This is a genomic window from Coraliomargarita sinensis, from assembly GCF_003185655.1.
GTDB lineage: Bacteria > Verrucomicrobiota > Verrucomicrobiia > Opitutales > Coraliomargaritaceae > Coraliomargarita_B > Coraliomargarita_B sinensis.
This window is the reverse complement of sequence record NZ_QHJQ01000005.1, coordinates 261967-284793: the sequence shown is the minus strand read 5'-3', so window position 1 is coordinate 284793 and position 22827 is coordinate 261967. Positions and strand designations below refer to the sequence as shown.

Annotated in this window: 20 protein-coding genes; 10 read left to right on the top strand and 10 right to left on the bottom strand. The window is 54.1% G+C overall.

The window, feature by feature from the left end:
• Nucleotides 1-232: 232 nt before the first annotated feature.
• Complete coding sequence (locus tag DDZ13_RS09165) at nt 233-1063, top strand: MBL fold metallo-hydrolase (protein ID WP_110131144.1); 831 nt, start codon at nt 233-235, stop codon at nt 1061-1063.
• Between the two features lie 80 nt (nt 1064-1143).
• A complete protein-coding gene (gene sufT / locus DDZ13_RS09160; protein WP_110131143.1) occupies nt 1144-1713 on the top strand; it encodes a putative Fe-S cluster assembly protein SufT in 570 nt (189 codons plus the stop codon).
• A gap of 14 nt (nt 1714-1727) precedes the next feature.
• Here sufT and dxs read toward each other — a convergent pair whose 3' ends face one another.
• Genes dxs through DDZ13_RS09140 form a run of 4 tightly spaced genes read right to left on the bottom strand, consistent with a single transcriptional unit; the run spans nt 1728 to nt 6192 of the window.
• Nucleotides 1728-3635 carry a 1-deoxy-D-xylulose-5-phosphate synthase gene (gene dxs, locus DDZ13_RS09155; RefSeq protein ID WP_110131142.1) on the bottom strand — a complete coding sequence of 636 codons (1908 nt, stop codon included), beginning with the start codon at nt 3633-3635 and terminating at the stop codon, nt 1728-1730.
• A gap of 17 nt (nt 3636-3652) precedes the next feature.
• A complete protein-coding gene (gene xseB / locus DDZ13_RS09150; protein WP_110131141.1) occupies nt 3653-3889 on the bottom strand; it encodes an exodeoxyribonuclease VII small subunit in 237 nt (78 codons plus the stop codon).
• Nucleotides 3890-3907: 18 nt separating this feature from the next.
• Nucleotides 3908-5098 carry a phosphotransacetylase family protein gene (locus tag DDZ13_RS09145; RefSeq protein ID WP_233246129.1) on the bottom strand — a complete coding sequence of 397 codons (1191 nt, stop codon included), beginning with the start codon at nt 5096-5098 and terminating at the stop codon, nt 3908-3910.
• Between the two features lie 23 nt (nt 5099-5121).
• A complete protein-coding gene (locus tag DDZ13_RS09140; protein ID WP_110131159.1) occupies nt 5122-6192 on the bottom strand; it encodes a phosphate acyltransferase in 1071 nt (356 codons plus the stop codon).
• 137 nt (nt 6193-6329) lie between these two features.
• Between DDZ13_RS09140 and murJ the strand changes: the two genes are divergently transcribed.
• Entirely contained in the window at nt 6330-7901 is a 1572-nt protein-coding gene (gene murJ / locus DDZ13_RS09135; RefSeq protein ID WP_110131140.1) for a murein biosynthesis integral membrane protein MurJ, read from the top strand.
• Nucleotides 7902-7988: 87 nt separating this feature from the next.
• Complete coding sequence (gene ald / locus DDZ13_RS09130; protein WP_110131139.1) at nt 7989-9098, top strand: alanine dehydrogenase; 1110 nt, start codon at nt 7989-7991, stop codon at nt 9096-9098.
• Nucleotides 9099-9117: 19 nt separating this feature from the next.
• On the opposite strand, the gene DDZ13_RS09125 is transcribed toward ald, so the two are convergent.
• From DDZ13_RS09125 to lepA, 4 genes are all read right to left on the bottom strand, one after another.
• Complete coding sequence (locus DDZ13_RS09125) at nt 9118-10446, bottom strand: amylo-alpha-1,6-glucosidase (RefSeq protein WP_110131138.1); 1329 nt, start codon at nt 10444-10446, stop codon at nt 9118-9120.
• Between the two features lie 68 nt (nt 10447-10514).
• A complete protein-coding gene (gene malQ / locus DDZ13_RS09120; RefSeq protein WP_110131137.1) occupies nt 10515-12044 on the bottom strand; it encodes a 4-alpha-glucanotransferase in 1530 nt (509 codons plus the stop codon).
• Between the two features lie 192 nt (nt 12045-12236).
• Nucleotides 12237-13463, bottom strand: coding sequence for a signal peptidase I (lepB, locus tag DDZ13_RS09115; RefSeq protein WP_110131136.1), 1227 nt, complete (start codon nt 13461-13463; stop codon nt 12237-12239).
• A 99-nt stretch (nt 13464-13562) separates the two neighbouring features.
• Nucleotides 13563-15374, bottom strand: coding sequence for a translation elongation factor 4 (gene lepA / locus DDZ13_RS09110; protein ID WP_110131135.1), 1812 nt, complete (start codon nt 15372-15374; stop codon nt 13563-13565).
• Nucleotides 15375-15497: 123 nt separating this feature from the next.
• Here lepA and purD point away from each other — a divergent pair, with 123 nt between their 5' ends.
• The 4 genes from purD to DDZ13_RS09090 are packed head-to-tail and all read left to right on the top strand — an operon-like array spanning nt 15498 to nt 19210.
• Nucleotides 15498-16787 carry a phosphoribosylamine--glycine ligase gene (gene purD, locus DDZ13_RS09105; protein WP_199221092.1) on the top strand — a complete coding sequence of 430 codons (1290 nt, stop codon included), beginning with the start codon at nt 15498-15500 and terminating at the stop codon, nt 16785-16787.
• 11 nt (nt 16788-16798) lie between these two features.
• Nucleotides 16799-17278 (top strand): arsenate reductase/protein-tyrosine-phosphatase family protein, encoded by a 480-nt coding sequence (locus DDZ13_RS09100; RefSeq protein WP_110131133.1) that lies wholly within the window; start codon nt 16799-16801, stop codon nt 17276-17278.
• 2 nt (nt 17279-17280) lie between these two features.
• The gene (locus tag DDZ13_RS09095; RefSeq protein ID WP_110131132.1) at nt 17281-17628 is read left to right on the top strand and encodes a phenylpyruvate tautomerase MIF-related protein; all 348 of its coding nucleotides are present in this window, start codon (nt 17281-17283) and stop codon (nt 17626-17628) included.
• Nucleotides 17621-19210, top strand: a complete 1590-nt coding sequence (locus DDZ13_RS09090; protein ID WP_233246128.1) for an NAD(P)/FAD-dependent oxidoreductase — start codon at nt 17621-17623, stop codon at nt 19208-19210. The genes DDZ13_RS09095 and DDZ13_RS09090 overlap by 8 nt, the downstream gene beginning before the upstream one ends.
• Here DDZ13_RS09090 and DDZ13_RS09085 read toward each other — a convergent pair.
• Nucleotides 19207-20154, bottom strand: coding sequence for a hypothetical protein (locus DDZ13_RS09085; protein ID WP_110131131.1), 948 nt, complete (start codon nt 20152-20154; stop codon nt 19207-19209). The genes DDZ13_RS09090 and DDZ13_RS09085 overlap by 4 nt on opposite strands.
• Before the next feature lie 14 nt (nt 20155-20168).
• A complete protein-coding gene (locus DDZ13_RS09080) occupies nt 20169-21059 on the bottom strand; it encodes a ParA family protein (protein ID WP_110131156.1) in 891 nt (296 codons plus the stop codon).
• A gap of 152 nt (nt 21060-21211) precedes the next feature.
• On the opposite strand from DDZ13_RS09080, the gene DDZ13_RS09075 reads away from it, so the two are divergent.
• Both DDZ13_RS09075 and uppS read left to right on the top strand, forming a co-directional pair.
• Entirely contained in the window at nt 21212-21934 is a 723-nt protein-coding gene (locus DDZ13_RS09075) for a phosphoadenylyl-sulfate reductase (RefSeq protein WP_110131130.1), read from the top strand.
• Between the two features lie 115 nt (nt 21935-22049).
• Nucleotides 22050-22793, top strand: a complete 744-nt coding sequence (uppS, locus tag DDZ13_RS09070; RefSeq protein WP_110131129.1) for an undecaprenyl pyrophosphate synthase — start codon at nt 22050-22052, stop codon at nt 22791-22793.
• Nucleotides 22794-22827 lie beyond the last annotated feature (34 nt).

The following is a 22827-nucleotide window of genomic DNA, read 5'->3' as shown; positions in this document are numbered from 1 at the left end:
CGCAACTCGTAAACATCAGCCTTGCTAGAGACCTCGATCACTTCGTATCCTGCTAGACCTATCTTGTTAATCATCGGGGACATGGTAGCTTAATTGCTCCATGTCCCCAATCTTTGATGGAGAGCGCCAAAGTATGGGGACTGAAGCCTATCCTTTTTGACTTATTTCTTCATGCCGTGCCAATTACCCGGTTGGGTTTGAAATGGTAATGGAAGAAATCTAAGATTACACAATGAATCCGTTACCGCCCATTGAAGATGAATACCACGATGTGCTAGGAAAAGCGATGCGTGGCTTGGACATGAACACGAGTGAACTTGCAGACGCTGCCGGGATGACGACTGTAGAATGCGAGGCCCTTCTTTCTGGAGATTTTTCCGAGGAGGGCACTCGATCCATTGCGCCTGTGCTGGGCTTGAATCCGAACTGCCTTGTAAATCTGGCGAGGGGGGCCGCAGAGCCGGAGACAACTCTGCCGGAAGGGGTCAAACTGCACAATGCTCCCTTCCCGGTGCCCGGTTATGCGGCCATGACGGTCAACAGTTATTCCATCCATCCGCCGGGTGACCCAGCAAGTGTAGCTTTAATCGATGCCGGTTCCGGTTTTGAATCGCTTTCGAATGCTAACCATTGCGCCGCCTCATCCGCTTGGAAACTATTCCTCACGCATACACACCCCGACCACGTGGTTCACTATGATCAGCTGGCTCAAAAGACTGCAAATAACTATGCCCCGGCCGCTGAGCCATATGAAGCTGCGTTACCGGTCCGTGAGGGCGATCACTTTGAACTGGGGTCGTGGCACTTGACTGCGATTGAAACTCCCGGGCATTCGCCGGGTGGAACGAGCTACTTACTGGAGGGGGCGAGTCAACCGGTTGTTTTTGCTGGTGACGCGCTTTTTTGCGGTTCCATCGGAAAGGTAAACAGTGGATACAAATCGGCACTGGATCTGATCCGCGAGAAAATCCTGGGCCTCCCCGACAACACAATCGTTTGCCCCGGACACGGGCCTCCTACCACAGTAGCTTTTGAAAAGGAGCGTAACCCCTTTTTTGCCTGAACAGCATCCATCATTTCTCGGGTGCTAGCTGACGGGTTAACATAGTTTGACAGAGTCACGTTGTTTGCGATGCTCCCAGCATGAGTTTAGACGGTGAGATACAACTGATCCGCGACACCAGCGCAACGATGATTCCATCCGGCGACGAGCATACGCTCCCAGCTGGAACGCGGGTCATTATTTCCCAAGCTCTAGGTGGCTCGGTAACGATTCGCACGGATCAAGGCTTATACCGCATTGACGGCAAAGATTTGGATGCACTTGGAGACACGACCCGGGCAGCACTCAACGAACAGTCCAGTAAAGAGGCCAAGACGCCCTCCGATGAACCATTTAGCGAGGACCATGTTTGGGAAGCGATGAAAGGTTGTTTCGACCCGGAGATCCCCGTCAACGTCGTCGATTTGGGCCTCATCTACGACTTGCAGATAAGTGAGCCCGCTTCGGATGACGGCCGCCACAGCGTGCAGGTTAAAATGACCCTGACCGCTCAGGGGTGCGGAATGGGCCCTGTGATCGCAGAGGATGTCAAAAACAACATCGAGTCACTCAATAAGATTGCTGAGGCTAAAGTGGACATCGTCTGGGACCCGCCCTGGACGCCCCACATGATCTCGGAAGAAGGACGCAAGAAGTTGGGCATCGAGTAGGGCTGTAACTGCCCTCATTTACTGATGTCGACATCAGCTGAACTCATCTTCCTGAGGCGGTGGATAATACGCTCGGTAATGGCTTCATTGTTGAGCCCGTAAGCTTCTCTCAAGCTACTCACGGAACTTCCGTGTTCAACAAATTCGTCGGGCCAGCCAATGCGTAAGACCGGGCAGGACACATCCAAATCCAACAGCGCCTCGGCCAAACCTGTGCCAAAACCTCCGGTGACGACGTGGTCCTCCATGGTGACAATCAGTGAATGAGCTTTGGCCGATTCGCGTAACGCGTCGTGATCAAGCGGCTTGGCAAAGCGGGCGTTCACCACCCCGGCCGTGATTCCATGTTCGCTCAGTCGGGCGGCCACCTTTTCGGCATCCGCCAGCATGGTACCAAGGGCCCAAATATCGATATCGTTCCCGGATTGAATACGTTTTGATTTTCCGACCTCAATGGGTTCGGGGAAGTGCTTCATCGGGACGCCTGCCGCATTTCCACGCGGGTAACGGATGAATGCCGGCCCCTGCCAGCGAAGCCCCGTAGCCATCATGTCAGCAAGTTCGTCCTCATTCGCGGGCGCCATCATCAAAGCGCCGGGCACGCAGCGAAGGTAAGCAATATCAAAGACACCGTGGTGGGTCGCACCATCGTTAGGGGATAAGCCCGCGCGATCCATGCAGAAGAGTACGGGAAGATTTTGCAGGGCAATATCATGGATTATCTGGTCGTATGCGCGCTGCAGGAAGGTGGAATAGATCGCGCAGACCGGGTGTTGTCCATTCGTGGCCATGCCCGCGGCAAACAGGGCCGCGTGCTCTTCCGCGATGCCCACGTCGAAAAATTGTTCCGGTAGCTCTTTTTCCAGGATATTGAGCCCGGTTCCGGAAGGCATGGCCGCGGTTATGCCGACAACTTTTGTGTCTTCTTTGGCCAGTTTAACCAGGGTTTGTCCCATCACGTCCTGATATTTTGGTGGGGTACCTGCCGGTGAAGGTGTCCCGCGGCCGGTTTTCACATCAAATGGGCTGGCACCATGAAAGCGTTCCGGACTCTCCAGCGCGACGTCATATCCTTTGCCCTTTGTGGTCAGCACATGCAGCAGAACGGGCTGTTCCGCTTGCTTGGCGAACTCCAGGTAATGCTCAACTTGTTTTAAATCATGACCGTCGATCGGGCCGATGTAGCGGACATCAAACTTTTCAAAAAGCGAGGAGGATACAAAAAAATCCTTGGTTTCCTTTTTCCACTTGGAGCCGAAGTTGATCAGTGATTCGCCGCCCGGAACCTTATGCAGCAGTTGTTCGATATCGTCGTTAAGACGGTTGTAGACCGGATTGGTGATCAGCTCGTTGAAGTAACGGGGGAGGGCGCCAACGTTTTTCGCAATCGACCATTTGTTATCGTTCAGGATGATGATCATGCGCTTTGTCGTGCTGGCCACGTTGTTCAGCGCTTCCATGGTAATCCCACAGGTAAATGCGGCGTCGCCACAGAGTGCGACCACGTGCTCATCCGTACCGTTTAAATCCCGCGCTTTGGCCATGCCGAGAGCGGCCGAAAGTGCAGTCCCGGCGTGGCCCGCTCCGAATGCGTCATGCTCGCTTTCGTGTCGGGAAAGAAAACCACTAACCCCGTCGTTGAGACGAATTTTGTCAAAAGACTCGCCATTGCGCCCTGTGAGCAGCTTGTGCACGTAGCCCTGGTGGGAAACGTCGAAGACAAACTTATCCTTCGGGGTGTTAAATACCCGGTGCAGCCCAATCGTCAGCTCGACAACACCAAGATTTGGACCGATGTGACCTCCATTCTTCGATGTTGTGGCAATAATTCGCTCTCGAATCTCCTGAGCGAGTGCAGGTAACTCTGCGTAATCGAGCTTTTTTACGTCCTCAGGGGATTGTATCTGTTCAAGCAGTGACATATTAAAATAAGATCGCCCTAGCTTTCCTCCTCCTCGCTGCTGAATGGTTCAGGTTCACCCGTCTTCAAATTGAGCTTTTCGATTTTCAGTTCCGCCTCTTGTAGTTGTGACTGGCATTCCTTCAAAAGCTTAGAGCCTTCCTCGTATTTCGCAACCAATTCGGTCAATGGGGAACTGCCGTCTTCCATGGACTCAATCAGTTCTTCGAGGCGCTGTACGGCCTCCTCAAAAGTTGGTTTGGTTTTTTTTGGCATGATTTTATTGTTATCACGTTAAGGGTTCACATCGGGTCGCGAATCAAATGCATCTTGGATCGCCTGCATATCGATGTTCTTTTTTATCAGGTCCTTAATAATAGGAATTTTATCTTCGTCCTCGGGTTGAGTCTTTACGGTCATGTTATTGACCAGAGAAGCCACTTTATAGCTCTCATCACTGCACACAACGACGGGGATTCTCGTTTTGGCGATCATCTCCATCAGCTTGGGATGGGGGAGGACGTTACGGGTGAGGATAATCCCGGAAATCGTACGCTCTGTGGTCACTCCCTCCGCCGCGATCGCAGATAAAATGATATCCTCACGGTCCCCGGGTGTGATGATAAGTGTGCCCCGTTGCAACAGATCGAGCAGTCCTTTCGCGGCCATAGCCCCGATGATCACCCGGTTGATGCGCTCCCGGTGTCCGTGCTCGTGGCCGTTAATCCAGCGACCGTTCACTTCTTCAACAATCTGGCTTAAGTTCGGGCGGGTCAGTTGTTTTTCCACGGGCAAACATCCCAACAAGGGGATGCCCATCCGATCCAGAGCCTTTTGGCAGTATTTTTGCACGTCCTCCATTTTGCTGGGGAGCACCTTGTTTATGATCGCGCCAATCACCTCGACACCCGCAGCCTTGAATAAGGCGTTGTTCAGGGCAATCTCATCGATGGGTCTGCCGATACCCCCTTTGGCGATAATAATCACCTTGGCATCGAGTTGCCGGGCGACATCCGCATTCGAGAGATTGAAAACGGATCCGACTCCGGCGTGCCCGGTGCCTTCGATAATAATATACTCTTTTTCATAGGCCGCCCGGTCAAACGCCCGGCACATCGTATCGATCAACTTGGCTTGACTCTCATCCGGATTGTCCAGGTATTCTCGGGTAAAGTTGTGATGAATGGCGATCGGGCTCATCGCCTGTATCGGTACCTTTACATCGAAGGTTTGATTGAGAAGAAAAGAGTCTTCGTCAATCTGGTGCCCGTCCAGTTCAACGAACCGCTGCCCGACCGGTTTGATAAAACCGACTTTTTCGGTGATACTCTGAAGTGCGGAAAACAAGGCCAGACTGGTTGTCGTCTTCCCGTCGTTCATGCGGGTCGCCGCAATGAAGATGCGCTTGGTTGAGCTGTTTTTCGGAGCGGTCAGCAGCTCTTTGCGCGATGAGATAACCGCAGGTTTGTTGTCTTGCTCAGGCATACCATTCAAATTCCGTACGGGAATTAATCAATCTTGGTCACGTCCTCATTCAGTTCATCCTGGTCTGTCGGGTAGAGCAGCTTGTGGTCGATTGCCTGTGAGGCCACCATCACGGCAGTACCAAAGATATCGCTGGCAGTGGCACCGCGGCTGATTTCTGCAGCAGGTTTGCTTAATCCGGTCAGAATCGGACCGTAGTTTCTTGCCCGTGTCAGAACGTCGACAAGTTTGGATGCAATGTTTGCCGAATGCAGATCCGGGAAAATCAGCACGTTGGCCTGTCCGGCGACGGGGCCTTCGATCTTCTTGGCTTGGGCCACCGAGCTTTCCAATGCCGCGTCAACCTGTAGTTCACCGTCGATTTCCATCGGGATTCCCAGCTCCCTTGCTTTCCTGCGGGCGAGTTCCGTGGCTGCCTTCATTTTCGCCACGGTCGCGTTTTTACTGGTGACGCTCTTACTGGTGTAACTGAGGAGAGCCACCTTGGGGGGCGTATTCGTCAGGTGGTAGTTGAGTGCCGCGGTGGTGACGGCGATATCGCGCAGTTGCTCGCTGGTGGGATTGGGTACGACGGCACAGTCCGCCAGAAATAATTCCCGGTCCTTTCCGGTGTCAGGGTCTTCCAAATCAAAAATATTCAAAGAGGAGACTGTCGAAATCTCATCCTGAAGAGGGATGATCTGAAGCAATGGTCGTAGTGCGCTCGATGCCGCGCTGGTAGCGCCGGAAACAATGGCATCGGCCTGGGACACCGCCAGCATCATGGTGGCGAAGTAATTGGTATTCTCCAAATACTCGCCGATGTCTTTGCCCTTTAAGTTTTTAAATCGGCGTAGTCCGTGGAATTTTGTGACAAAGGAATCCCACTCATCGCTGCGGCGGGGCTCGATTACGCGTATCTTGTCCAGACTGATGTCGAGCTTCTCGGCGTTCGATTTAATTTTAGCACGGTCCCCCAGCAGAATGGGGATACCAAGCTGACGTGTGGCAAATTTGCGGGCCGCCTGCAGAATGCGGGGGTCGCTACCTTCCGGAAAAACAACGCGTTTTGGGTGGCGCTTCAAGCGCTCTGTTAATTTGGCAATAAGAGGCATAGGTAAAGTGGTTGATTGAAGAATTTGGAAAGCGATGAGCAGTTCCTTAATGAACTGCACAAAACAGACTAAGAGCAGAAAATATACAATTGCCAAAATTATTTGCGAAGTAGTTTCTATCACAGGCTCCGCCAAATATGCTAAAGAATTTCCGTAACATCGCCGTGATTAGCCTGAGTACCATTGGCTCCCGCGTTTTGGGCTTGGTCAGGGACATCATGATCTTCGCGGCACTGGGCACCAGTATCTGGAATTCCGCGTTTATCCTGGCATTCACCCTGCCAAATCTCTTTCGACGCTTGCTCGGGGAGGGCGCATTGACCTCCGCCGTAGTTCCGGTCTTTACCGATGTTTTGAAAAAGCAGGGGAGGCAGGTGGCTTTTCACTTTTTCAATCAGGTGTTACTGCGGGTTTGCGCCATTTTACTGGCCACAGTTACCGGCGGCATCGTGATTCTGGCTGTGTTAAATAGTTTGGGGGTGTTGAAAGGCCGTTGGATGCTCGGGGCGGACCTATCGGTGGTCTTGCTTCCCTACATGATATTCATCTGCTTGGCGGCGATCGTTTCGGCTGGTTTGAATGTGATTGGGCGGTTTGCCGCCGCGGCGCTGACGCCCGTGCTCCTCAATTTGAGCATGATCGGTTCATTGGCGGTGGCGTGGTTCTTCGGGAGTGAACACCAAAAAGTAGTCCATCTTCTCTGCGGCGGCGTATTAATGGGGGGGCTTCTGCAGTTGGCACTTCCGGCCTGGGATCTTTTCCGGCAGGGATGGCGGCCGAAATTGGCTAGAGATTCGTCGGAATCCCTGGATCAGGTGTGGGCTCTCTTTCTGCCCGGCCTGATGGGGGCGGCGATTTTACAGGTCAACATCCTGGTTTCGAGATTACTGGCTTTTAGCCTGGATGAATCATCGGTTTCCGTTCTTTACCTGGCCAGCAGGCTCATGGAGCTCCCGCTTGGCGTGTTTACGATCTCTGTGGTTACCGTGTTTTTTCCTCTGCTGGCAAGTGCCGTTTCCGATCGGGACAAAGACGGTTTTGCCATTTCATTCAACCAGGGAGTACGGCTTATCCTGGCGATTTCGATACCGGCCGGAGTCGGCTTGTTGGTTCTGGCCGAGCCGATTTTGGCGCTGCTTTTCAACTGGGGAAATTTCAATCTCGAAGACGTGGCAGCAACCGCACCGCTGCTGATTATCTATGCAGTCGGGCTTCCGTTTTATTCTCTGGCGACGTTCGCCACGCGGGGGCTTCATGCCTGCAAAGACATGGTCTCACCGGTCCGTGTGGCAGGTTTCTGCCTGGTCATCAACGCGGTTAGCGGTTACCTGCTGATGCAGTTCTTTGGCGCCGCCGGCCTGGCCGCGGCGAACATCATCGCCGCCATGGTGCAGGCCTGTTTGCTCTGGCGGGGGCTCTCACGGAGCGTGGCGGCCATACGTGTGCGTTACATGATGAAGCCGCTGCTGCAGATCGGTTCGGCGGCGATCGTCATGGCCTGCGCCGTCATTGCCAGCATATTACTTTGCCAGAGTTTTATCGTACTCGAGAACGATAAAATCATGAACGCTGTTTTGGTCGTCTGCGGCATACCTGCCGGCGTCATCAGCTATTTGACGATTTTAACGCTCCTTCGTTTCGAGGATATCGGACAGCTTAAGACTCTCCTTCTGCGAAAGACCAAGGCAGATGCACGGGTTGTGCTTTGATCATGGATGTCTGTTGACTCGATTATTACCAGCTATTGGTATTGTACCTGCTGTTTTCGGACACTTTAAACACCAGCAACGAATCCTATGAAGATCGGCGTCGCCAAAGAAATAAAAAAGCATGAGTACCGGGTTGGCTTAACCCCCGCGGATGCGAAATCCTACATGGCCCACGGGCATAGTGTATTTGTGGAAAGTTCTGCCGGGGAACAGGCAGGGTTTTCCGATGCCGCCTACACGGAAGTCGGGGCCAAATTACTGCCCAACGCGGAGGCATTATTTGCAGAAGCCGATATGGTGATTAAGGTGAAGGAGCCACAACCGGAAGAGTGCGCCCTCATGCGGGAGGGGCAGATTATTTACACCTACCTACATTTGGCCGCCGAGGAGAATTTGACGAACCTCCTTCTGGAAAAGAAAGTCAAAGCGGTTGCCTACGAAACCATCGAGGAGCACAAAACGCTGCCTTGCCTGGTGCCGATGAGTGAGATCGCCGGGCGTCTCTCTGTGCAGGAGGGTGCCAAGTATCTTGAAAAGCATTACGGCGGAGGTGGCGTCCTGCTGGGGGGTGTGCCCGGTGTGCGCCGCGGTAAGGTTGCGATTATCGGCGGGGGAGTCGTGGGGACCAACGCGGCAAAAATCGCTGTGGGTATCGGCGCGGATGTTTCTATCCTGGACGTCAACGCCAGGCGCCTGGCCTATCTGGATGATATTTTCGGTTCTTCAATCTGCACATTATACAGCACGGAAGCGAATATCGAACAGGTCCTTTCCGAGTGCGATGTGCTGATCGGTGCAGTGCTAATCCCAGGTGCCCGTGCGCCCCGTCTTGTCCGTCGTGAGCACCTGGCCATGATGCGGCCCGGTTCGGTCATTGTGGATGTCGCGGTTGACCAGGGTGGGTGTATCGAGACGATTCATCCGACTACTCACGATGACCCTGTCTATATGGTCGATAACATCCTGCACTATGGTGTGGCCAATATGCCGGGTGCGGTCGCGCTCACTTCGACCCTTGCGCTGACCGGCACGACCCTGACTTACGGTCTTCAGATCGCAGACTCCGGATTGGAAAAGGCGGTAGCCGGTTCGCGGGCAATTGCCACCGGCGTCAATACCTACGCCGGTAAGGTGACGTGCAAAGCTGTGGCTGAAGCTCACGGTCTCGCATACACAGCAATCAAGGACCTCATTTAACTCGACCGGGGATTCTTGCCTAGTCGCGCAGAGACAAGCGGTGCTTGTCGGTCAAGCCATCCAGCATCATGGTTAAAATGGTGCTGGCCATTGAGTAGTCGGGTACACCCAGCGGCTTCCCGCTGATTGAGTCATAGTGCTCACTCAGTCCGTGTTTGAGGGCATTCGAGACCGTCTTGTCCGCAATCTTTGCGGCCAAGTCGTTATGGCCGTAAGCCGCCAGACCCGATGCGATTTGATAGTTAGTTGAGGGCCAGACATCGCCGCGCCAAAATGCATTCGACTTCCAGCGGGGGTCGGTACGGTCAACCGTAGGCAAGGGGAGTGGGGTCTGCCATGCCGGAGTTGATAGAACCTCCGCCATACGATTCGCCATTGCCTGTGTCGGTACGCCGGCTGTGAGTGGTATCCAACTGCCGATCGTGGCTACCGGGATTTTCTCGAGCGTATCACGTTTGGCAGAGAGAAAGGTCCCGGCTTCTTCATCCCAAAGGTATTTCCGCATGCCCTCGACTCCTTTGTCGACATGTGCCTGTCGTCGCTTCGCCATTGCCTCATCTCCGGCCAGCCTGGCTAAACGTATCAAGCTGCGTTCGCCCATGATGAGATAGGCGTTGTTTCCGGGCACGCAGATATCCCCATACCACGGACCTTCATCCGGACCCTTGCGATAAGGGTGGGGCGTCATCTGCAGGTCGTCCATGTTGCACTCGTAATCGAAGGTCTCCCAGCGAGCGTGCTGGAGCTTCCCGGTGTAAGCGCCGACGGTGATCAGGCCGTTGTTATGCAGGTCTCGTTCGCGCCAATACCAGTCATGCCATTTTTCGAGACGACCGATACATTGGCGAACCAGTTTTTTGTCACCGCTTCTTTGATATACCCGCTCAAGGCCCCATGCGAGGATGGGGATCTGAGAGAATTGCCGTTGCTCCTGGGGCTCTGTTTTAATGGCCACAGTTATCATGTCCCGGGCATAGTCAGGTGCAGTTTGGTTCCAGCGGTCCTGAAAGTCCCAATAATTGTGAAAAACGTCACGGATGACGCCCTTCTTTTCCGGCATCAAACTCATCAAATCGACCACGAACATGGTATCCCAAATCCATTGTCCGAGATAATGCGGACCGCCGGGAGCGATCCAGGTTCGTTCCAGTGGCGGGGTCGGTTCGCGAACCTTGTCGAGGACGCATTTCTCCATCACTCGTTTCGCCAAACCTAGCAGTTGAGGGTTATCACTACGAAAGAGGGCGTCGATACTGGTGCTGGATGCGGAGCGTGACGCGCAGCCTAGGCCCGATAAATGAGCCAGACTAACACTGCCCATACTATGCATGAAGGAGCGTCGTTTCATCTTGTTCTTATCTGCCACCGGTCGACTTTTCGGGCAAACTTAGCTCAGGGACATGATCCGTGCATCAATCAACGACCGTAGCTGGAAAGCAGGTCGCGAATGTTCTGGGCTCGTTCCGCAGACAGCTCATCAAGCTGTTCGGGAAGGTAACGCCACTGCCAATTTCCCGCGGCTGAGCCCGGCTTGTTTAAGCGCGCACTGTCATCGAGCTGCATAAAGTCCTGTAGCGGGACCACCGCCAGGTTTGCCGTCGATCTTACAGCGGCACGAATGAGGTCGTAAGCGATATCATCTCCGGGGATACTGAGATAACGACGAACGTGATCACGGACGGGTTCGGATTCTGATGCATACCATCCAACCGTGGTGTCGTTATCGTGCGTGCCGGTGTAAATGACGCTGTTGGGCGTTACATTGTGAGGCAGGTAGGCATTGTCATCCTCGCCGCCAAAAGCAAACTGTAGAACGGCCATTCCGGGGAGGCCGGTCTTTTTGCGCAGAGCAGTTACTTCGGGAGTAATCACACCCAAATCTTCGGCAACGATCCGCGCATCCAGGCAGGCATCTTTAATCGCATGGAAAAGTTCGAGCCCCGGGCTTTTGATCCATTTGCCATTGCGGGCCGTCGTTTCTCCGGCAGGTACCGACCAGTAGGATTCAAAACCACGGAAGTGATCGATGCGAATGATGTCGTAAAAGGAAAGGGTGGACTGGATTCGCTCAATCCACCATTCGAAGCCGGATGCGACGTGCTTTTTCCAGTCGTAGAGTGGGTTGCCCCAGAGCTGACCGTCTTTCGAGAAATAATCGGGCGGAACGCCGGCTACTGCAGACGGCTGCAACTTATTATCGAGCTGGAATAGTTCCGGGTGGGACCAAACATCCGCACTGTCCAAAGCTACGAAAATAGGGAGATCGCCCAGAATTTGAACGTCGTTTTCGCCAGCGTAGGCCCGGAGCTTTCCCAACTGAGCGTAAAACACGTACTGAAAGAAGATTTGTGCCTCCATCGACGCCTTGAGTGCCTTTGTCTTGCGGCGTTTCCTGGCTTTTTTGTAGTCACGGTCACGCTCGGGCCAATCCAGCCAGCACGCGCCCTTATTTTCTGCTTTGATTGCCGTGTAGAGGGCATAATCCTCAAGCCAGTAGGCCTGTTTGTCGCGGAATGCCGCAATACTGCCGTAATCCAGGAGTTCATCGGCTCCGCTTTGCGCGAATGCCGCATAGGCCGCATCAAGAATGGGCCAAAACTCGGAATAGAGCCAACCGTAGTCGACCTGACCTTGCGGAAGTTCACGCAGGGGAGCTACGTCCCGGTCCGCCAGCAGCCCGGCTTCAATCAGCGGTTCCAGATCAATAAAGTAGGGGTTGCCGGCGAAGGCGGAGAAACACTGGTAAGGTGAATCGCCATAGCCGGTTGGCCCCAGGGGGCATATCTGCCAGATTTTCAATCCGGTGCTTTCCAGGAAATCGACAAATTTGTAGGCACCGGCACCGAGATTACCAATACCTGTCGAAGAAGGTAAGGAACTGACGTGCAGCAGCGCGCCAGCCATTCGTTCGTTCAACCAATTATAGAGGGGAGTGTCTGAATTCATGAATCTTTATGTGTGGTGCTATAAGATCAATGAGGGTTGTGTGCCCGGATAAGTTCGAGTCGCGGGATAGTCGATAGTTGATACCAAGAATGGTTAAACGCGAAAATATAAATTAGACATAATATATATTGTGCGTAAGATATGATGATTTGCGGGCTTGGTTAAGGACTTTCTGCCTGGCGCAGCTGAGTTTCACTCCGCAACGCCCCAGCGTTTGGTGAATGGGAAATAAATAAAGAAAGCCTTCCCGATCACAGCCTTCTCCGGGACAAATCCCCAGTAGCGACTGTCGAGGCTGTTTCCGGAGTTATCTCCCAGGGCGACAAATTTTCCTTCCGGAATTTTCATTTCACGGCCCTCAGCCAGCAAGTCCTGATTGATATACCCCTGGTATTCACCTTCGCGTCGCGCATTGCGACCAAATGCTTCAACTTCGCCGCGCGGTTGGCCATCCACCAGCAGCGTTCCGTCGCGAATCTCCAAGGTCTCACCTGCGACACCGGCCAACCGCTTGATATAGTATTTGTTGGTGTAATCGCCGCTGTGTTTGCCGATTTCCTGCTGAATGTCATCGGTACGAAAAACGAACGGCTCCCCGGCTTTTGGTTTGCGGAAATGATACGTCAGGCGGTCGACAAACAATGCGTCGCCCAAGGTAATATCGAAGCGTAAAAGATCCTCGCCGGCCTCCGCGCGTTGTTGCAGTCGCATGATGGCGTATTTGTTGTTGCCCGGCTGACGCAGCAGCTCATGCCCATCAATGTTGAAGGCGTCACGAATCACCGTGTTCATCTCGGACGCGAATTCCATCGGCACGACAACATGGTGAGGCTCGCCGTCCACAAAGATGAAAAATTTCGCCCGGGTTGTAGGGACCACCAGGAATTTGCGTCCTTTGACTGGTTCGACGTAAAACTGTAATCGTCCGTCCGGTGCAACGGCTACCGGCAGTTCGATTGGACCACTGTTTTTGGCGACGACGGCTTTGTGACGCGCCCCGAGCGTGGCGAGCCGGAAGAGTTTGTTCAAGGCGCCGGGTTCGCCCTCGCCCTTTTCATAAACTTCGGCATTCATCCCGCTGTATGTGGGATACATCGAATTCGTCGGTATGATAAAGGGCTGAAAGAAAAATGTCCGGATGCCGATCACAATGATGGCGGCGACCAGCGCCACCTCGATGTTATCGTTCAAGAAGGTCTTGGGATACATCTTGCCACCAATCTTTTTAAGCAGCGCGTCAAGGCGCTCCATGGCAGCCTTCAGCTTCAGGCTATCCTCGGCCTTGAGTTGCGACTGTACCTCATTCACGGCTTTATCCAGATCATGAAGCCGCGCTTCCGAAATCACGTCCCGCCGGTAATGATAGATCTTGCTGGCTGACTGGAGAAGCTCTTTGGCCGGTTTTCGAAGCTTTTTCATGTACTGGTTTTCGGTAACTCTTTGTGACTAGGCATGAACCGTGATGAAGCGAATCTATAATGCCGGTCCGGTATGATTTTTACGGTGCAAATCCGCTGGTTAAGAACCTCCGTCACTATTTTTGAGGATCTTGATGAAGGCGTCCTGAGGGATGGATACGTTGCCGATGTTTTTCATCCGTTTTTTACCCTCTTTTTGCTTCTCGAGCAGCTTGCGCTTTCGCGAAATATCCCCGCCGTAACATTTGGCGGTCACGTCCTTGCGGTATGCGCTGATCGTCTCCCGCGCGATGACCTGACCGCCAACACTTGCCTGAATCGCGATCTTGAACATCTCGCGCGGCAGAATCTCTTTCAGGCGTTTGCAGAGGGCGCGCCCCCTGCCCTCGGCTTTATCTTTGTGTACAATCGAGGCAAAGGCATCCACCGGCTCCCCGTTGACCATGATGTCCAGACGGCAAAGTTTGGCCTCCTCGTAACCTGCCATTTCGTAGTCCATGGAGCCGTAGCCATGGGTGATGCTTTTCAGGCGGTCGTTGAAATCGACGAGGATTTCATTGAGCGGCAAGCGGCAGACGAGCATGACGCGGGTTCCGTCGATCGTTTCCGTATGCTCGCAGAGCCCCCGTTTCTCCGAAACCAGCGCCAGGACATCACCGATGGAGGTGCTGGGGATATGTATCGAAGCGACAATCATCGGCTCCTCGATGTGGCCGATCTCGGAGGGATCCGGCAGGTAAACAGGATTATGTACCTCCAGCGTATCACCGTCTGTTTTGGTGACATGATAAACCACGCTCGGGTACGTCGAAATGACATCAAGGTCATATTCCCGGCGAATGCGCTCCTGGATAATTTCCATGTGCAGCAGACCGAGGAAACCACAACGGAAGCCGAAGCCAAGCGCGACCGAGTTTTCGGACTGATAGACAAAAGCAGCGTCATTGAGACGCAACTTCCCCATACTGGCCTTCAGTTTATTGTAGTCGCTGGTATCGATCGGATAAATTCCGCTGAAAACCATCGGACTGACTTCCTTATATCCGGGCAGCATTTCCTCGGCAGGCGTTGCAGCCAGGGTGATTGTGTCTCCCAGCTTGATCTCGGCGACGTCGCGAATGTTGGTGACGATGTAGCCCACATCGCCGGCAACGAGTTCGTCCTGCTTGGTCATGGCCGGCGAGAATTTGCCGACTTCTTTGACCTGGGCTTTCATTCCGTCGCTCATGGTCATGATCTGGTCGTTCGTCTTGACGGAACCGGAGAAAACGCGGACGTAGCATATGACGCCTTTGTACGTATCGTAGATACAGTCGAAAATCAGCACGCGCAGGCCGTTCACCTCGGCCCAGCGGGGCTTGGGCACACGCGCGACAGCCGCTTCCATGAGGTCTTCTACCCCGAGGCCGCTTTTACCACTGGTCAGAATTGCCTCTTCAGCCGGAATCGCCAGCACATCCTCGATTTGGTGCTGGATTGCCGGCACATCCGCGCTGGGTAAATCGACCTTGTTGATGACGGGAATGATTTCGAGGCCCTGCTCCACCGCGAGATGGGCGTTGGCCACTGTCTGGGCTTCGACACCCTGTGCGGCATCGATCAACAACATCGCCCCCTCGCAGGCGGCAAGACTGCGCGAAACTTCGTAGGAAAAGTCCACGTGGCCGGGAGTGTCGATCAGATTGAAGGTGTAATCTTTACCGTCTCTGGCGCGGTAGACCATGGATACCGGGTGACTCTTGATTGTGATGCCCCGCTCACGCTCAAGATCCATGGAATCCAGGAGCTGATCCTTCATCTCACGCATTTCAACAGTGCGGGTCAGCTCGAGGATGCGGTCCGAGAGCGTCGTCTTGCCATGGTCGACGTGGGCGATGATGCAGAAATTGCGCGTATGGTTCAGATCGGTCATAGATTGGTGAAACGGGCTAAAATCACGCACCTCAGGAAAAATTCAACCTTCTTCTAAAGGCTTTGAGGATATCAGAGAAAAGCACTTTACCTCCACTGCTGCATCTGGAAACTTCTCCGGCCTATGTCAGACCAATCGAAAATTAATATTTTAGTCATCGGATCCGGCGGGCGTGAACACGCCCTGGTCCAGAAGTGCCGCCAAAGCCCACAGGCGGAACGTGTCATTGCCTCGCCTGGCAATGGCGGGATGGCGGCAGAGATCGACTGTTACGATGTGGCCGTCGAGGACATCGATGGATTGGTCAAGCTGGCCGAAGAGCAGTCAATCGGCCTCGTCGTGGTCGGGCCGGAAGTGCCGCTCAGTCTCGGATTGGTCGATGCTATGCAGGACGCGGGGATTCCGGCCTACGGACCGAATCGGCTCGGCGCCCAATTGGAATCAAGCAAAGCTTTTTGTAAGGACTTCTTTGCCCGTCATTCCATACCGACTGCAGCCTACGCCACTTTTACGGAAGTGGCCCCCGCCCTCGCCTATTTGCAGGAGCATCCGGCACCGATCGTGATCAAAGCCAGCGGTCTTGCTGCAGGAAAAGGCGTGATCATGGCGGAGACCCAGGACGAGGCTATTGCCGCGGTCAAGGATATGCTGGAGGGCGACGCCTTCGGCAGCAGTGGCCAGGAAATTGTTATCGAAGAGACTCTTTACGGCGAAGAAGCCTCCATTCATGTCGTTGCTTCGGGCGAAGATTATCTCTGCCTGCCGCCGAGTCAGGATCATAAACGTGCCGGCGAGGGGGATACCGGACTCAATACGGGCGGCATGGGAGCCTACACGCCCACCAGCAAGATGACTCCTGCGATGCAGGCTGAAATTGAAGAACAAGTCATCCGCCCTACTCTCGCTGGGCTCAAGGCGGATGGTATCGACTACCGCGGCACATTATACGCCGGAGTCATGCTGACAGAAACCGGTGTCAAAGTTCTGGAGTATAACGTCCGTTTCGGCGATCCCGAGACACAGGTCCTGCTTCCCATGCTGGATGCCGACCTCGTGCCCATCCTTTTGGCTTCGGCCAAAGGTCAGTCCCTGCCGAAGGATATTACATTCAAGGAAGGTGCGGCGATCGTTGTCGTTTTGGCGGCCGGTGGTTACCCCGGCAAGTATGCCAAAGGGAATCCGATCACTTTCCCGGATGAGCTGCCGGAAGGTGCCGCCATCGTCCATGCCGGCACCAAGCGCTCCGAGGACGGGACGATTATGACGGCTGGTGGGCGGGTCCTCGGCATCAGCGGACAAGCACCAACACTTCAGCAGGCCGCCGAGATTGCTTATTCTGTTTGCGATCAGATTGAATTTGAAGATAAATACCTTCGTCGTGATATTGGATACCGCGAACTCAACCGCAGCTGATACTTGGATTTATGTCGGAACGTAACCTCATCTTAATGATTTGCACCGGCAATGTCTGCCGCAGTCCGATGGCGGAGAAACTTCTCCAGCACGCCCTGGCCGCGGAAGGTGAGCCCCTGAACCAACTCGAAGTGCTCTCTGCAGGCGTTGCCGCCGGCTACGGCGACCCCGCTTCGAAAAATTCGGTCGCCGCGTTAAAAAAGGTCCAACTTGATCTCACCAAACACAAGAGTCAGCCGCTGACCGATGAGCTGATTGAAAATGCTTTCGCGATCTTTGGAATGACGAGTTCCCATATAGATGTGCTTCATCACTACTATCCCAAACTGCCCGAACGCGTCCACCTGCTACGGGGCTTTATGGATGTGGAGCAAGGCGATCAAATTCCTGACCCGATCGGGCAGGACTTTGCCGCCTACAGCGCTTGCCGGGATGCCATGATCGAGGCTATCCCTTCCGTCGTGCAATACCTCAAAGCTGAATACAAATAACCATGCCACTCATTCAAGTTACATCGAATATTCCGCTGTCTGACGCGGAGAAAAACAACGCGCTCCAAACTCTTTCCAAAGCCGCTGCGGAGCTTTTGGAAAAGTCGGAGGATTACGTGATGACCAGCTGGACGAGTTCTAAAATGACGATGGCGGGAAACAGCGAGCCTACTGTATTTATTAACCTCCACAGTATTCGCCTTCCTGAAGATGCCACCTCCAACCTGAGCAAGGAACTATGCGAGCGGCTCAGCCTGGCGGTCGAAGTGCGGAGGGATCGAGTCTACATCAATTTCCATAACGTCGAACCGAACATGTGGGGATGGAACGGGAAGACTTTCGGTGACTGAGCGGGTCGATGCATCGCCACCGCCGGTGGTCGACGTAGTTCTGCCGCTGGAGGATTCGGAGAGCGCTGAGGCACAGAGAAGTGCCGTCGCGTCAAAGCTGGATATCCCGGTGGATCGGATTCGGGAGCTGCGTCTTCGTAAGCATTCGATTGACGCCCGCCAGCGGCAGATAAAGGTGCAGTTGCGCTACGAAGTCGGCCTTGACGAGCCGCTCGCGCCTGAAGCGGCACCAAGCTGCAACTACCCGGCCCTTTCGGCTTCTCCGGAAACCGTTTTGATTGTGGGTTGTGGCCCGGCAGGAATGTTTGCCGCGCTGGAATGCCTCGAACTCGGCCTGAAGCCGATCGTGCTCGAACGTGGCAAAGACGCCTCCGCCCGGCGCTTCGACCTGGGGCCGATTCTAAAAGAAGGCCGTGTGATCGAAGACTCCAATTATTGTTTTGGTGAAGGCGGCGCCGGGACCTTTTCCGACGGTAAGCTCTACACGCGTGCAACCAAACGTGGTCCGGTGCGAAAGGTATATGAAACCCTTGTGGCCCATGGTGCCCCCGATCGTATTCTCGTCGACGCCCACCCGCACATCGGATCTAACCTCCTTCCCAAAGTTGTGATGGCGATGCGCGAGTCCATCCGCAAAGCAGGCGGCGAAGTCCATTTTGGAGCGAAAGTGTCCGCATTCATGTTATCGCAAAATCGTGTTGCCGGCGTTCGGACCGCCGACGGGCGTGAGTTCGCCACGCGAAAATTAATTCTGGCAACGGGCCACTCCGCCAGGGATATCTACCACTTGCTGCAGAAAGAGGAGCTCCGTCTCGAACAAAAGCCGTTTGCCGTCGGTGTACGCATCGAGCATCCGCAGCCGCTCATCGACAGCCTTCAATATCATTTGCCCCGCGGTTCGGAACGCCCTCGCCTTCTGCCGGCCGCGAGTTATCGGCTGGCCACCAAGATCGACGGACGCGGCGTTCACTCCTTCTGCATGTGCCCGGGTGGCTTTATCGTCCCCGCGGCAACGGAAAACGACGAAGTCGTGGTCAACGGAATGAGCTTGGCCCGGCGCGACTCCCCCTTTGCCAACAGCGGTATGGTCGTCACGGTCGAGCCGGAAGATACGGAGGGTTTTCGCAAGGAACACGGTGTACTCGCAGGCCTTGCCTTTCAGAAAGCCCTGGAGCAAGCCGCCAAGCAGCATGGTGGAGGTGGCCAGATTGCTCCCGCACAGAGAGTGACCGATTTCATGACGGGCAAGTCTTCGCAGGATTTGCCGAAGACAAGTTATTTCCCGGGCATTCAGGCGGCAAGGATCGATGAAATTTTGCCCTCTTGGGTGGTCGCGCGCCTTCGCCGCGGTCTGGAGATTTTCGGCCGCCAGATGCACGGCTACGTGACTGAAGATTGCAACCTGGTGGGGTTTGAGACCCGTACGAGCTCACCGGTCCGCATCCCGCGTGACCAGGACAGCCTACAGCATCCAGATGTGGCGGGATTTTTTCCCTGTGGCGAAGGTGCCGGTTACGCCGGTGGCATTGTCAGTGCCGCGCTGGACGGGATGCGCTGCGCGAAGGCGGCAGCAGAAAGTTAACGACCAAAAATGCGACCGAGGAAGCCGGAACTCTTCTTCTCTTCCTCTGGTGCAAACTTAAGCCTGGCTAATTCCACCGCCATGCGCTCGATGCGCGCATCATTTATTGAGATGAAGTAGCGCTCGGGAGATCCCTCAGTGGTGAAGGTTTGCTCCAGATCGGGGACCTCGGCACTGAACCACTCGCCAACACGGCTCAACTTGTCCAGCGCGCGCTTCATCGAGCCTTCGATGTCGAGCTTGCTTGAAGAAGCCAACTTCTGTTGCTCTTCCCCGGTCAGAGTGACTCCCCCAACTTGCAGCAGATGCAATTGGGTCGACGTGTTCAAACTCCTGCAGATCAGGCCAATGGCTTCGGCAAGATGCAAACCGCGTTCCCCCCGACGGTAAGGCATATGCGTCGACATCGCCTTTTCATCCTTGTGGGCCAGGCTGTTGAGGAAACTCTTTAGGTCGCCTCCCATTACGGCGTTGCGCGCGATATTCTGCCCGAAGTGAACACACTCCATTAATGTTTTCACGTCTTCACTCTGTAGCAGTTCCTCGGTCTCTTTTGAGAAGTGCAGAAACTCCGCCGGGTAGTCCATGGGCACCTCCAGCTTTTCCAGGATGCGGTTAAATGTGTCGTCCTCCTGGCTTTCGTTTTCCACCGTGTCGACCATGTCGCCAAAGGGATCATCAAAAGCCAGCGTCTCGCGTAGGATGTCCATGAGCACTTTCACACGGCTCATCTTCCCCACCAAGCCGGGCACAGACTGTAGCTCTTCAAACTCCAAATCGATATATTTCGCCGGCGTTTCGTCTTTCCCCTTGAACGGCCAGGAAATGCCGACGTTTTGCCCAAGCTTGGCAATCTCGGTTTCGTTCAAAATCGAGTTGTAAAAGCGTTTACGGATGTAGTCCCACTCCTTTGCGGAGTATTTCTCTATTTTACTTTCGCTCATTGAATTTAAGACATCTATGATTGCTCCTGCGTTTCGCCGGAGAGTTCCTGCGCGACCATGGCGTAGTCGTCCTTGACGGACTCCTCGCCTTTCAGCTTGCCAACCAGGTGGACCGGCAAACCAAGTGTGACCGCACGTCGCACGATAATTGCATCACGTATGTGCGTGTCAAAGATTCTAGCGTCTTTTGCCACACGTCCCTGATTCTTGAATTGGTTGATGCGAAACTGCATCCGCATTTTGGGCACGTCGATGTCGACGTTACTTTTAATGGCGTTAAAGATGACACCCTTGACCTCGGCTGTCGGTTGCATCCCGGCGACCCGGAAACTCGCACAAATATGATTGAACTGCTGCAACTTGCCGATGAGGAGCGTGAAGCCAATCAAGCTGAGTGCATCCGGATTCGCCGGAACATAGATTTCGCTACTACAGAAAATACCACACTGGGCGGCATAGAGAACATTCGGCGGACAATCGAAGAGGATGAAGTCGTAATCGTTCTCAATCTCCGCCAATTGTTCCTGGAAAATGGCAAAGGCGGGTCTGCCGTCGGGCGCTTCGAAATCATGTTCCAGGTCGACCAGCGTAAAAGTCGTCGGGATCAGGTCCAATCCGGGGAGCAGGGCTTCGCCTTCCTTCCCGCGAACCACATCCTTGACCACACAGTCTTTCAGGGTACTGATCCCCGGATCAAAGACCGAAAAGAGGTGGCCGGTTTCCGCGGTATTCAGAGGGTTCCATCGGTCCAGCCGCATGAGCCAGATGCTGGAATTCGACTGGGCGTCGAGATCAACAAGTAAAACGCGTTTCCCCTGCTGGGCGAGCTGAGCGGCTAGATTGACAACCAGTGAAGTCTTTCCGACCCCTCCCTTGTAATTGATAAAACTTATTTTGCGTGGCATCTGGGACTCAAACCAAGGTATTTCTTTGGGCAACACAACCCAGTTATGGTCAATTTTGAGTAAATGAAATCAGCAAGCTAGGGTCTAGTCTCTAAATAAATGGGTGACAGCTTTTCTTGACTTATTGAGTCAAGAACTAAAGTTATACCCTGATGTCATCAGATACCAAAGACATGAAACGCAGTGCCGATTTCGATTTGGAGGCCGCCAGTGCCACCGAACGGATTCGCTGGGCCTACGAAACTTATGGTGACAAGTTGGTTCTGAGTACGAGTTTTGGGATACAGAGCGCGGTCATGTTGCACATGGTCACGACACAAATCCCGAAGATCCCGGTCATTTTTATCGACACGGGCTACCTTTTCCCGGCCACATATACCTTTGCGCAGGAACTGACGGAACGTCTGGAGTTGAATCTCAAGACCTACACACCGAAGCAGACGGCGGCACAACAGGAGGCGCTTTACGGCAAGTTATGGGAACAGGATGTGGATGGCCTGGATCGCTACAACCGGATCAACAAAGTCGAGCCTATGAACCGCGCCATCACCGAACTGGGCGCGGAGGCCTGGCTCTCCGGTTTGCGACGCAGTCAATCCAGCACGAGAAAGGAGCGCCCTTTTACCGAGCAACAGAATAAGATTTTGAAGATCTACCCGATTCTCGACTGGAATGACCGGGATATCTACACCTACTTGACGGAAAACAACTTACCCTACCACCCGCTTTGGGATCAGGGTTATGTTTCCGTGGGCGACTGGCACAGTACCAAAAAACTGGGCGAAGGAATGACTGAAGAGGAGACGCGCTTCGGCGGACTCAAACGCGAGTGCGGATTACACGAAGTAACCGGGAGTTCCGACTTTCAAATCTAGGCTGGCCCGGTGTATTCGGGCGGGAGGTCGATCGCAAGATCCCTGGCTGTGCCGCACCGGTTCATGCAATCGACTTGCACCCAGGCGATATGGTTCTTTGTATCCCCCGCTTCCTGTGAATTCCGAAACCAAGCAACCTGTCAACCTACCGAAACACGTCGCCATTATCATGGACGGCAATGGCCGCTGGGCACAGCAACGCGGGCTGCCTCGTATCGAAGGCCACCGCCGTGGCGCCGAGGCAGTCAAGCGCACCTTGCAGGCGGCCCGGGATAATGGCGTGCGCTGTCTGACATTGTATGCATTCAGCGTGGAAAATTGGAACCGTCCCAAAGATGAAGTCGATGCGCTGATGGACTTGCTGGGGAACTTTCTGGATGAGCAGCTGCCGGAATTGTTGAAGCGGGAAATTCGTCTGCGCGTGATTGGCCGCTATCAGGAACTCCCTGAAAAAATTCAGAAGCGTTTACGAGACGCCGAAGCACAGACTGCCCATTTTACGGAATACACCGCTGGCTTGGCTTTGAACTACGGCTCTCGCACCGAGATTGTCGATGCGGTCAAGTCGGCCGCCGAGGCCGCCCGTTCCGGAGATCTTGATTTGGAGACTCTTGATTACGACCGGTTGCGACCCTTCCTTTATACTGGGGAAATGCCCGACCCCGATCTGGTGATCCGTACTTCCGGCGAATGCCGCTTGAGTAATTTCCTCATGCTACAGGCCGCCTATGCCGAGATTTACATCAGCAAAGTGCTGTGGCCGGACTTTGATCAAAAAGAATTCAAGGCCGCACTCGATGATTTTGCCCGCCGTGAACGTCGTTACGGGAAAACCACAGCTCAACTCACAAAGAGCTAGACCCGCACGGTGACGGCATCTAATCCTTCCAAAC